The 12258-nt window shown below is 67.9% G+C and carries 9 protein-coding genes; 5 read left to right on the top strand and 4 right to left on the bottom strand.

Annotated elements, in window-relative coordinates; translation table 11 throughout:
• The first annotated feature begins 28 nt into the window (after positions 1 to 28).
• The 3 genes from ACFWN3_RS08825 to ACFWN3_RS08815 are packed head-to-tail and all read left to right on the top strand — an operon-like array spanning position 29 to position 3111.
• Positions 29 to 1348 (top strand): purine-cytosine permease family protein, encoded by a 1320-nt coding sequence (locus tag ACFWN3_RS08825; RefSeq protein WP_377645373.1) that lies wholly within the window; start codon positions 29 to 31, stop codon positions 1346 to 1348.
• Between the two features lie 6 nt (positions 1349 to 1354).
• Complete coding sequence (locus ACFWN3_RS08820) at positions 1355 to 2800, top strand: NAD-dependent succinate-semialdehyde dehydrogenase (RefSeq protein WP_377645372.1); 1446 nt, start codon at positions 1355 to 1357, stop codon at positions 2798 to 2800.
• Positions 2797 to 3111, top strand: coding sequence for a WhiB family transcriptional regulator (locus tag ACFWN3_RS08815; protein WP_377645370.1), 315 nt, complete (start codon positions 2797 to 2799; stop codon positions 3109 to 3111). The genes ACFWN3_RS08820 and ACFWN3_RS08815 overlap by 4 nt, the downstream gene beginning before the upstream one ends.
• Positions 3112 to 3718: 607 nt before the next feature.
• Here ACFWN3_RS08815 and ACFWN3_RS08810 read toward each other — a convergent pair.
• Together ACFWN3_RS08810 and ACFWN3_RS08805 are read right to left on the bottom strand one after the other, a co-directional pair.
• A complete protein-coding gene (locus ACFWN3_RS08810) occupies positions 3719 to 4978 on the bottom strand; it encodes an IS256 family transposase (protein ID WP_377645369.1) in 1260 nt (419 codons plus the stop codon).
• Between the two features lie 1334 nt (positions 4979 to 6312).
• Positions 6313 to 7254, bottom strand: coding sequence for a GlxA family transcriptional regulator (locus tag ACFWN3_RS08805; RefSeq protein WP_003941078.1), 942 nt, complete (start codon positions 7252 to 7254; stop codon positions 6313 to 6315).
• Between the two features lie 108 nt (positions 7255 to 7362).
• On the opposite strand from ACFWN3_RS08805, the gene ACFWN3_RS08800 reads away from it, so the two are divergent.
• Positions 7363 to 7674 (top strand): putative quinol monooxygenase, encoded by a 312-nt coding sequence (locus ACFWN3_RS08800; protein WP_377645367.1) that lies wholly within the window; start codon positions 7363 to 7365, stop codon positions 7672 to 7674.
• A 632-nt stretch (positions 7675 to 8306) separates the two neighbouring features.
• Positions 8307 to 9632: an ISL3-like element ISPfr2 family transposase gene (locus ACFWN3_RS08795; protein ID WP_377645365.1), complete on the top strand. Its 1326-nt coding sequence runs from the start codon at positions 8307 to 8309 to the stop codon at positions 9630 to 9632.
• A 565-nt stretch (positions 9633 to 10197) separates the two neighbouring features.
• Here the strand turns inward: ACFWN3_RS08795 and ACFWN3_RS08790 are convergent.
• Positions 10198 to 11366, bottom strand: a protein-coding gene (locus tag ACFWN3_RS08790; RefSeq protein ID WP_377645563.1) for an IS3 family transposase whose coding sequence is annotated in 2 segments (ribosomal slippage) — positions 10198 to 11103 and positions 11106 to 11366 — 1167 coding nt in all. Because the reading frame shifts where the segments join, the coding sequence is not laid out codon by codon here.
• 109 nt (positions 11367 to 11475) lie between these two features.
• Complete coding sequence (locus ACFWN3_RS08785) at positions 11476 to 12132, bottom strand: hypothetical protein (protein ID WP_377645363.1); 657 nt, start codon at positions 12130 to 12132, stop codon at positions 11476 to 11478.
• Positions 12133 to 12258: the final 126 nt, after the last annotated feature.

The following is a 12258-nucleotide window of genomic DNA, read 5'->3' as shown; positions in this document are numbered from 1 at the left end:
CAGGGTCCGGGACGAAGGGACGAAGCCTATGGATGGTGGGCTCATCGAGGTCGGCAAAGAGGCCGGCCACGAGACTCGCGTCAACAAGTGGTCGCTGACGATGGCCTGGTGGGCCCTGTTCAGCGCAATGTTCTGGCTCTACGTGTCGACGGCGTCGTCGGCCGCGTACGGAGCGAAGAACACCCTCATCGGGATGGTTCTGGCGACGGTGACGTTCGGGATCATCAACCGGGTCCTGGCCGCGTATGCCCTCAGGACCCGCGCCACGGTCGAGCGCCTCTCCTCGGCCCTCTTCGGCACGGTCGGAGCCACGGTGGCGACCCTTCTCATCGCTGCCACGGCGTTGTACTACGCGGTGTTCGAGGGATCGATCATCGCCCTCACCCTGCAGGACTGGTTCGGCGGGAACCTCAAGGTCTGGTACGCCGTGTGCGTGATCTATGCCGTGCCGCTGGCCTTCGGCGGAGTCCGGAACTGGCTCGACCGCCTCAACGGCTTCCTCCTGCCGTTCTACTGCGTCGGTCTGATCGCCCTCGTCATCGCGTCGACCGTGCGTCAGGGCTACCCGACGGGCTGGCTCTCGGTCCCTGCGGCCGCCACCGAGGTGCCCGGATGGCTGGGCGCGTTCCTCATCTACATGGGGATCTGGGTCATGATGCTGTTCACGATCGACTTCGCCTCCCTCGGACGCGAGGAGGACACGAAGTTCCACCAGCGGGTGACCTTCGGATCCTTCTTCTACTTCTGCACCTTCATCATCAACGGGCTCGTCGGGATGTACATCGTCTCGGCGTTCGGGGTCTCCGGGACGGAGACCGGTGTCGTCCAGGCGGTCACCGGGTCGCTCGGTTTCCTCGGGGTCCTGCTCGTGGTGATCTCCCAGACGCGGATCAACACGGCGAACTACTTCCTGGCCTCGAACAACTTCGCCACGTTCATCCAGCGCGTGTTCGGAGTCAAGCTCCCGCACATCGCGTGGGTGGCGCTGTGTGGGGTTCTCGCCTACTCCTTCATGCTCACCGATGTCCTGAACTACTTGCTCGAGGCGCTCGCCTGGCAGGGCGTCCTCATCATCGCCTGGACCGGTGTGGCGCTCGTCCACGCGCTGACGAACGGGCGTTCTGACACAGTCGAGGGTCTCGAGCGCCGCACCCCCCGCGCCGGCCTGGGCATCGCGTGGGCGCTGGCCTCCGTCGTCGGTCTGGTGACGCTCCAGCTGGACGGATCGCCGACCATCAAGACGCTGTCCCCGGTGTTCACCGTGGTCATCTCTGTCGCGATCGCCTACGTGGTGTCCCGGCAGTCCGAGCGTCAAGGCGCACACGAGGTCGCGGAGCAGGTGAGCTGACCGCCCATGAGTATCGAGGTGCTGGAATCTGTCCCGACGGGGCTCCTGATCGGCGGTGAATGGCGCCCGGGCTCCGGCGCGACGATCGCGGTGGAGAACCCTGCGACCCAGGCCACGTTGGCCCAGATCGCTGACGGCACCCCCGAGGACATGGCTGCGGCCCTCGATGCCGCGGTGGCCGCCCAGGACTCCTGGGCGGCCACCGCGCCCCGCGAACGGGGCGAGATCCTGCGGCGGGCCTTCGACGAGGTGACCCGCCGCAGTGAGGAGTTCGCCCTCCTCATCACCCTTGAGATGGGCAAGCCGCTCGCAGAGTCGAGGGGGGAGGTCCGCTACGGGGCGGAGTTCCTCCGATGGTTCTCCGAGGAGGCGGTGCGGGTCGCGGGCTCATGGCAGACGTCGCCCGAGGGGACCACCAGGCTGCTGACGATGAAGGCCCCCGTCGGTCCCACCTTCATGGTCACGCCCTGGAACTTCCCCCTGGCCATGGCGACCCGGAAGGTGGCACCCGCGGTGGCGGCCGGCTGCACGATGGTGCTCAAGCCGTCTGAGCTGACCCCCCTGACCTCTCTCCTCTTCGCGGAGGTCCTGCGCGCCTCGGGCCTCCCCGACGGGGTTCTCAACGTCGTCAACACCTCCGACGCGCCCTCGGCCTCCGCGCGGATCCTGTCGGACCCGCGCCTGCGGAAGCTCACGTTCACGGGATCGACGGCAGTGGGCCAGCACCTGATCAAGGCGGCCAGCGAGCAGGTCCTGAGGGTGTCGATGGAGCTCGGGGGCAACGCCCCCGTCATCGTCTTCGGCGATGCCGACCTCGACCGGGCGGTGCAGGGGCTCCTCGATGCCAAGATGCGAAACGGCGGTCAGGCCTGCACGGCGGCCAACCGCGTCCTCGTCCACGAGTCGGTCGCCGACGTGTTTGCCAAGCGTGTCGCCGAGGCCATGGGCTCGCTGCGCGTCGGGCCCGGCACCGAGCCGACGAGCCAGGTGGGGCCCGTCATCGACCACAGGGCGCTCGACAAGCTCGGTCGCCTCGTCGAGGAATCCGCGGGGCGCGGCTCATCAGTCCTCACCGGCGGGCAAGCACTCCCCGGCCCGGGGTACTTCTTTGCGCCGACGGTGCTCCGCCTCGCCGAGGGCTCGGAGCAGAGCGACGAGGAGCTCTTCGGACCTGTCGCGCCCGTCGAGACCTTCGCGACGGAGGACGAGGCCGTCACCAAGGCCAACGCCACCCGGTACGGCCTGGCGTCGTACCTGTTCTCCACCGACCTGGGCAGGGTCCTGCGAGTCGCGGAGCGCTTGGAGTTCGGGATGATCGGCGTGAACCAGGGCATCATCTCCAACGCTGCCGCGCCGTTCGGGGGCGTGAAGCAGTCGGGGTTCGGGCGCGAAGGTGGTCGCGAGGGCATCGACGAGTACCTGGAGACCAAGTACGTAGGGATCGCGCCGTGAGTGCTGCGACGTGGTCGGCTGACCTGGACGACGACCACTGGAGCGTCCATGCGGAGTGCCGGGACGTGGACCCCGAGCTCTTCTTCTTCGGTGGGGAGAGCGCCGCCTACGCGTACCAGATCGAAGAGGCTCGGGCCGTCTGTGGCGGGTGTCCCGTCGCTCGTGAGTGCCTCAACTATGCGATCCGCGCCCGTGCCGACTTCGGCATGTGGGGTGGTACGACGCCGGAGGAGAGGCGACGGCTGGGCCGCCAAGTGGTCCCGGTGGACATCACGAGGCACACCCGCCGCGCCATCCTCCTCGGTCGATGAGCCCGGTGCCCGAGAGCTGGCGATCGCCGCCGGCCGCACCTTCGGCAGCGGCTCCCCGTGGTTCGATCGAGGATCCGACTGGACGTCGGCTCATCGTGCGCAGACGACGCGACGGGCGATGGGAGGACTTCCGGCCGGGCGCCCGTCGCGCGAGTGCAGTGCGACCGGACCCGGACTCGGCCCTGGCCGCCGCCCGGTCGATGAACGAGCGCCAGGGAGGAGGCGACCTTTGGCTGGTCTCACCGGCCGGAGGCCAGACCACGTCGGCGCTCGTCGGCCCGCCCGACGCCCCATCGGCACCCGCCCCTGATGGGCTCCAAAATGGGCCCCAAAATTCGATCGCAGTCTCATTTCCGTAACGATGCGGCTCGACACGACGGGGGCCGTCACCGGCTCTGACCTGCGGAAACGCCCCATTTCAGGTCGTCGCTGGTCGGGGTCCGTCGGGCCGTTTCAGGGCCGGAATGGGCCTACGACAACTGGGACGACAAGATCCGGTGGTACGACTGGATTGGGCCTGATGAACTGACGACTCCGGAGGCCGCCACCGCGTTCTGGGTGGTCAAGCCCGCTGGGGTGGTGTACGAGGGTGATTCCTCGTTGGGGGTTAGGCGCTGATCGCGCCGGCGATGGTCAGGGAGTCCTCCTGGTCGTCGAAGGTGGTTGGGGTCAGGGCGGTTCGGCATTGCTTGAGGAGCTCGAGGCCGAGGTAGCGGCGTTGCTCGACCCATTCGTCGTGCTGTTCGGCCAGGACGGCCCCGACGAGGCGGATGACGGCGTCGCGGTTGGGGAAGATACCGACAACGTCGGTGCGGCGTCGGATCTCCCGGTTGAGGCGCTCGTTGGGGTTGTTGGACCGGATCTGTCGCCAGCACGCCTTGGGGAAGACGGTGAACGCGAGGATGTCCTCGCGGGCGTCCTCGAGGTAGGCGGCCACCGACGGGAGCTTCTCGCGCAGCGAGTCGGTGATCCGGTCGAACTGGGCGTGCACGCTGGCGGCGTCGGGCTGGTCGTACACGCTGTGCACCAGCGCCTTGACCCACGGCCAGGAGGACTTCGGGGTGGCGGACATCAGGTTCGCGGCGAAGTGGGTGCGGCACCGCTGCCAGGCGGTGCCGGGCAGGGTCGCCCCGATCGCCTCGACCAGCCCGGCGTGCGCGTCACTGGTGACCAGCCCGACCGGGCCGGCGCTGGTGAGGCCGCGGGCGACCAGGTCCCGGAAGAACGCCAACCACCCGGCGTGGGTCTCGGAGGTGGCGGTGTGGATCCCGAGGATCTCGCGGTACCCCTCGGTGTTGACGCCGGTGGCAACCATCACCGCGACCTTGACCACGCGCCCGTTCTCGCGGACCTTCATCACCAGTGCCTTCGCCGCGACGAACGTGTACGGCCCGGCGTCCAGCGGGCGGGTGCGGAACGCGGCGACCTGCTCGTCGAGGTCCTTGGCCATCTCCGAGACCTGCGACTTGGACAGCCCGGTGATCTCCAGGGTGCGGACCAGTTTGTCCATCCGGCGGGTGGACACCCCGAGCAGGTAGCAGGTCGCCACCACCGTCGTCAATGCCCGCTCGGTGCGCCGGCGCCGCTCGAGGAGCCACTCCGGGAACAGCGACCCCTCGCGCAGCTTCGGCACCGCCACATCCAACGTGCCGACCCGGGTGTCCAGGTCCCGGTGCCGGTACCCGTTGCGGCGGTTGACCCGCTCGGGGTCCCGAGCCCCGTACTCGGCGCCGCACACGGCGTCGGCCTGCGCCGACAACAACGCGTTGACGAACGTGGTCAGCAACTCGCGCATCAGGTCCGGGGAGGCCTGAGCCAGCTCGTCGCGGAGGAACCGGGCAGGGTCGATACTGGGGACGGCGGTCACCGCCGGTGCTCCTTCTTCGAGGCGGTTGTGAGAGATCACTCGAAGAATCACCCGGTGACCGCCACCTACATCGGCAGCGACACGGTCACCGGCTGCTCGTACACCACTCTGTCGGACTCAACTTTCTGGGTTCAGCCAGCGACCATTCGCCAGTGGGTCCGCAGAGGCCACTTAGCCGCCGTCGGGCGTCGGGGGCGTTGTTCCGTGTTTCGGGCACGTGACGTCTATAGAGCTGCCGTCCAGGCTGGCGAACGAAACGCTCAGCCTGGAGGTCCGCTCACCCGAGACCGCCGGCGCGACCGCATTCCCGGCGCTCAGGTGGATGCGGCCAGCATGGCCGACTTCGTGAGCGCTCAGATCGCAGCGCGCGCGGTCGGTGTAGCCCCTGCAACCGTGCGGTCGTGGGCGCACCGGGGGCATCTGACCATTGCCGCGCACCGTGGCCGAACACCGCTCTACAGGCTTGAGGACGTCGTCGCTGCGGCACGTCGCAAGCCGCACCTACCTCGCCGAAAGCCCAGCCGGCCGATCTAGCGATCACCCGCGAGGGGAGGTAGCCATGCGACCTCCCTAGGCGAAGCCCTGCCCAAATTCGTCGCCCCTATCGCTCCCCGAGCCATCAAACTTCACATTCGTCCCAGGTCCGCTGCCAAGCGGGCCTTTTTCATGCCCGGATTCGGGCTGGAGGACCAACGCCATGCTGTCGCCCACTTCCCTCTTCAACTCCCAGATGTCCCTCCTGTCCGCCCTAGCCGTCGTCTTGGTCATCGTGGCCTTGACTGGGGCATTTCTCGCTGTTCTGCACTACTTCACGCGGCAGACGCCCACTCGACGGCAAGCGCTAATCGATCTCGTTCGCGCCTGGCGCGGTGGGCCCTGAGGAGGTATCCACGGACGCGCGGTGTTCTGAATGGCACGGACCGGCGGCGGCGCTTATCCGGCTCTTCCCAGATGAGGGTGTAGGTCGGCCGGGCGCGTCGGTCCGCAGATAGGCGTCGAGGTCTCCCGACGATGGAGGTTCCTACGCCATCCATCCGAAAGACCTCGACGTGACCGACGCTACCCCGCCGGGCGGCTTCGGCCGCCCTGACCTGACCGCCTTCGCGTCTCATCCCAATCGACCCTGATCGAGTCTGCTGAGCCCCTCGACGAGAACGCAGCGACATCACAGCCACCCAACCCCGACCGTCCGGGAAGCCGGGACACGTCACATGGCCTGTGCTGCGGGCGTGTCGAGTGGGTCGTCCAGGGGCGACGCAGGAGCGTCGACGCGACGTGCTGAGAGGTGGTTCCAGTCGAGCAACTAGGACACCGGCTACAGGCATGGCGATAGGTCAGGAACGGCGTCGCTCCCTACGCAGGAGGGAGCGCAGAGTCTCGGCGTTCGCGTAGCCGACCCGTAGCGCGATCTCGGCGGAGGTAAGGTCCGTGGTTGCTGAGAGGTGCCGAGCTCGTTCGATGCGCAGCCGTTGGACGAAGCCGAGCGGAGTGAGGTTGAGCGCCGCACGGACTCGTCGTTCGAGGGTGCGCCGGCTGGTGCCGAGCGACTGCGCGACGAAGGCGACGTTGAACGGTTCGTCCAGGCGTGCGCGCACGAAGCGTTCGAACTCGACGACGATCGGGTCCTCGTGCCGGAGATGTTCGTAGGCGACGAAGGCCGCCTGCGACGGACGCTCGTCGATGATGAGGAGCTTGGCGACATGTTGGGCCAGGTCGGGGCTGATCGATCGCACGAGTGAGAGCGCGAGGTCGATGTGGGCGAACGCGGCGCCGGCGGTGACGAGGTTCCCGTCGACCACGACCATGGTGTCGAGATCGAGGGCGACGGTCGGATAGCGCTTCAGGAACTCCGGCCCCAGGAACCAGCTGGTCGTCGCCCGCCGATGATGCATCCGTCCGGTCTCGGCGACAGCGAACACGCCGGTGCACGCCGCGGCGATCCGGGTGGTCGCGTCGTCGAGGCGCCCGAGCGAGGCGATGACCGAACGAGCATCTCGGCTCTGGAGGGCGTCGTTGGTAGCGGCGGCCGTGAGGGTTCCAAGCGCAGGGACGACGACCACGTCGAACTCTGCGGACTCCGACAGCGGGTGGTCCACCGACAGGGTCATCGATGCCGTCGTGGTCACTCTCCGTTTCGGTCCGAGGATGGCGAGTTCGATCGGGTCGATCCGCGGGTCGACATCGCCGCGGGCTCCGTCGGCCACCCGCACGATGTCGATGACCGACGCAACAGCCGAACCGAAGCAGCCGTCGATCGCGATCAGTCCGATACGCATGGCGCGAACAATAGCAATACTGCCGTATACGCCACTTCTCACATGCCCTTGCTCGTCATACGCTGAACTCGCTTCACCAAGAAACCTCGACACCTAGGAGAACCCCTCATGTCCACACCCGCATCACTTCCGTATGCCTTCGTCGCCAAGATCGTCGCGGCCGATGGACAGCACGACGCGCTCGCCGATCTGCTCGCCGGCGCTGTCGCGCTCGCCAACGAAGAAGTAGGAACGATTGTCTGGTTCGCGGTCAGGACCCGCGCCGACACCTTCTGGATCTTCGATGCATTCCCCGACGAGGCCGCTCGCGACGCCCACGCCAACGGCGCCATCGTCGCAGCCCTGATGGCCAACCAGCACCTCCTCGGCGCAGCACCCGAGATCCTGGCGGCCGACGTCCTCGCGTCCAAGCTCCCGTAGTCCGCCAACGCACGAGACGATCGCGCCCCGCCGAACCGTCGCCAGGTCGCGACGCAACGCCACGCTGCGTTGCCGAGCGGTGCGAGGCCTATCGGCACACGGACAGGATGCCGGCCGCGAGCGCTCAGCCGGCGAGGGGTCCGTCGCAGAGGACAGCGACGTCGGTGTCGGGCAGAGCCGTGAGGCCAGCGCATCGCGCGACCACCAGAACCGAACCGCCCCTTCCCTGCGTTTCCGCAGGTCAGGGGCTGTTCGCCGGAGCCGCCTGTCGGAATCGAACCGACGACCTAATCACGTCGGCTTTGCGTCTATCGCTTGATGCGCCCACTGGGCGAACGAGCCGCTGACCTGCGCAAACGCCGAGCGTGGGGGACGCCGCCATCCGGTGGTGACCGACGACGACCGACCAGTACCGACCGTTTCACCGGAGCTTGCGGCGGCGTCGAAGCCGAGCCAGTTCTATTCCTTTAGCTCACCGCGCCCTCCTCCTCGCCGGTCCCGTCGTCGTCGAAGTCGTTTCAGGGGTCTTCTCAGATGACGGTGTAGGCCGGCCGGGCGCGTCGGTCCGCAGATCGACGTCGAGGTCTCCCGACGATGGAGGTTCCTACGCCATCCATCCGAAAGACCTCGACGTGACCGACGCTACCCCGCCGGCCGGCTTCGGCCGCCCTGACCTGACCGCCTTCGCTCGACTCGACGGCCTCGGTCTGAGCGTGACCGGACAACGACTTGAACCGGATCGTGCGGTCCTCGCGTGCCGCGTGGTGGAACCAGATCAGTGGTGCCGACGGTGCGGCAGCGAAGGCGCTGCTCGTGACACCGTGATCCGGCGGTTGGCCCACGAGCCCCTGGGCTGGCGACCGACCGTGCTGGAAGTTGTAGTGCGCCGCTACCGCTGTGCCGACTGCGGACACGTGTGGCGCCAAGACACCAGCGCCGCGGCGGAGCCACGCGCGAAGCTCTCGCGCACCGGGTTGCGGTGGGCGCTGGAAGGGATCGTGGTCGCACACCTCACCGTCGCCCGTGTCGCCGAGGGACTCGGGGTCGCGTGGGACACCGCCAACAACGCGGTCCTGGCCGAAGGCAATCGGCTGCTGATCAACGACCCCACGCGGTTTGAGGGCGTGAAGGTCATTGGCGTCGATGAGCACGTCTGGCGCCACACCAGGCGTGGCGACAAGTGCGTCACCGTGATCATCGACCTCACCCCGGTCCGCGATGGCGCCGGCCCAGCAAGGCTGCTGGACATGGTCGAGGGCCGGTCGAAGGCGGCGTTCAAGACCTGGCTCGCCGACCGCGACGACGCCTTTCGTGACGCGGTCGAGGTGGTCGCGATGGACGGCTTCACCGGGTTCAAGACCGCCGCTGCAGAGGAGATCTCGGACGCGGTCACGGTGATGGATCCCTTCCACGTCGTGCGCCTGGCCGGTGACGCCCTCGACAGGTGCCGGCGCCGGGTCCAACTCGCGATCCACGGGCACCGTGGGTTCAGGGACGACCCGCTCTACAAGTCGCGGCGCACGCTGCACACCGGCGCGGACCTGCTCACCGACAAGCAGATCGACAGGCTACGCGCGCTGTTCGTTGATGACGCTCACGTCGAGGTCGAGGCGACCTGGGGTGTCTACCAGCGCATGATCGCCGCCTATCGCCACGAGGACCGGCAACGTGGCCGCGAGCTCATGGAGAAGCTGATCACCGACCTCAGCGCCGGCGTCCCCAAGGTGCTCACCGAGCTCACCACCCTAGGCCGGACCCTGAAGAAGCGAGCCGCCGACGTGCTCGCCTGTTTCGAACGACCCGGCACCAGCAACGGGCCGACCGAGGCGCTCAACGGACGGCTCGAACACCTGCGCGGCTCCGCACTCGGGTTCCGCAACCTGACCAACCACATCGCCCGAAGCCTGCTCGAGACCGGCGGCTTCAGACCCCAACTCCTACACCCCCGATTGGGATGAGCCGCTTATCCAGTGGCGATCGCCCGACGGCCACTCGCCATTCGTGGGTCAGCCGAGCGGCTGCGCAAGAGCCAGTTGCACCCAACCGGCGCCAGCATCCGGGCAGATAGAACCGGGATCATGTCCTCAGACGCAGGATCCGCGACGAACAGGCCCGTCCCTAGACCCTGCTCGCGCGCCTTCAGCACGTCTCGTACGCGAGCAGCGTGCTCTCGGGCTCCGCTGGCAGTGAGGTCCCGCATCGGGCCCGACTTGTCGACCGTCAAGGCGACCCCGCCCGGCACCCTCTGGGCTGCCGACACTCGATGCATCCCGATGTGGAAGTCCACAATCGCCAGGGGAGCCTCCCTTGGGAAGGCGGACAGGGCTGCGAACTGGCGGCTCGCCTCCGCTTCAGCCAAGTAGTTGGCGAAGGTCTGAACACAGTTTGCGCCTGAGTGGGTGACGAGCTGACGAGACTCGATCCCCAATGCTCCGAGCCGCTCACGGAGCGGCTCCGGATCGGGATTCACGATGTGGATGGGGGGACTGCTGAAGGTCTGGTTGACACTTCCGGTGTGGTGTTTCAGGCCGCGTGAGCGGCTCGGTTGATGGTCTCAAACTCGATCGGGGTCAGCTTGCCGAGGGCGCGTTGCCGGCGCCGGCGGTGGTAGGTGCGTTCGGTCCAGGTGACGATCGCGAGGCGGAGCTGGTCGCGGGTGTCCCAGCGGCGACTGTTGAGGACGTTCTTCTGCAGCAAGGAGAAGGACGACTCCATGGCGGCGTTGTCCGCGGAGGAGGCGACCCGGCCCATCGACCCGCGCAGCCCGTGCCGGTGCAGCGCGGCGACGTAGCGCCGGGAGCGGAACTGGCTGCCCCTATCGGCGTGGACCACGCACCCGGTGACGTGGTCGCGGCCGCGGCGGGCGATGGCCATCTCGAGGGCGTCGAGGGCGAGGTGGCTGGTCGTCCGTGAGTCGATCGAGTAGCCCACGATCCGGCGGGACCAGACGTCCTTGACCGCGCACAGGTACAGCTTTCCCTGCGCGGTGGGGTGCTCAGTGATGTCGGTCAGCCACACCATGTTCGGGCCAGGCGCGGTGAAGTCCCGCTCGACCAGGTCGTCATGCACCGGCGGGCCCGGCTTCTTGGACCGGCCCCGCTTCCTCGCGTGCGCGGAGACGATCCCGGCCTGCGAGCACACCTTCCACACCCGCCGCTCCGAGATCTCGTGCCCTGCCTCGGCCAGCTCGTCGGCGATGAACCGGTACCCGAACCCCGGGTCGTCGCGGTGCACCTCGAACGCGGTGTTGGTCGCGTACGCGTCGACCAGGTCCCGATCACTGACCGGGGACGCGCGCCAGGAGTAGAACGCCTGCCGGGAGAACCCCAGCAGCCCGCAGGCCACCGCGACAGGGATCCCGTCAGCGGCAAGGTCCAGGACCAGCGGGTACGTCATTTTGGGGACTGGCCCAGCTTCAGGTTCGCCTGCGACAGGTACGGAGCGGCCCGGCGCAGCACCTCGTTCTCCTGCTCCAGCAGCCGGATCTTGCGCCGGGCCTCCCTCAGCTCGGCGTCCTCCGCCGCTGTCGAGCCCGGCCGGACACCGTCCTCGACATCGGCTTGGCGCAGCCAGTTCCGCAGACACGACTCCGAGATCCCGAAGTCCGCAGCGATCTGCGCGATCGGAGCCTCGCCCTTACGGGCCACCGCGACCACGTCGTCACGGAACTCCTCCGGATGGGGTGCAGGCATGTCGACATCCTCCCAGCGGAGCCTCCTCGGCCCCACAGATCAGGTGTCAACCGAACCTTTCAGCAGTCCCGGGTGGTTAGCTGCGGGGGCCTTCGATGCCTGGGTGCGGTCAGGCTTGGTGCTTCGGTGACCGGGTGGTGAGTCGCTGACGACGGGCCATGATGACGGAGGCGCCGATCAGCCAGAACGGGAGGAGCACGTAGTTGACCAACCCTCCTGGGGGTACGCCGGCGTTCCCGAGGGCCCCCAGCACTCCGCAGGCGACGGTGGCGATGGCGAACCACCGCGGTAGCACTGCACCGGCAAGGCCACCCAAGCCCGTCGCGATGAAGGCCGTGGCGAGCCCTATGCCCATCCCTGCCCAGCCGAAGAAGTGGACGTAGCTCAGCGACTTCAGTGCGGCGTCGTCGGACGCGGCGGCGGCCCCGATGATCAGGCCCCAGTTCCACGTCACCATCTGGGACAGCCCGGCAGCGGTGACCACCCAACCGCCGTGGGCAATCGACGACCACGTGGCCTCCGCCGGCTCGGTGGAGCGCAGGAGGTTGCGGACGGTCGTGGCGAAGAAGAGCAGGACGATCCCCATGAGGACGAGGCAGCCCACGCTCGCGTAGTTGAGCAAGAGGTGGTCCCTGATGACCTGGCTGGTTGCGCTTCCCGGTTTGTCCGTCTCCGTCACCGACTGCAACGCGCTGTGCCCGATCCAGCACGATCCCGCGATCGCACCCGTCCAGGGCAGGAGCTTCTCGAGTCTGGTGAGCGGCATGGCAGCCTCCCTCTCGTCTGCGTCCGCGACCATCGCCGACTGCCAGATGGTGTGGCCACGAGAAGTCCAGGTGCATGAGGCAGATGTCCCGAACGGGCCGGGAACTCGTCCCGGGAGGGCTGACGA

This window comes from Oryzobacter terrae (assembly GCF_042756445.1).
Classification (GTDB): Bacteria; Actinomycetota; Actinomycetes; order Actinomycetales; family Dermatophilaceae; genus Oryzobacter; species Oryzobacter terrae.
This window is presented reverse-complemented; position numbering and strand designations above follow the sequence as displayed.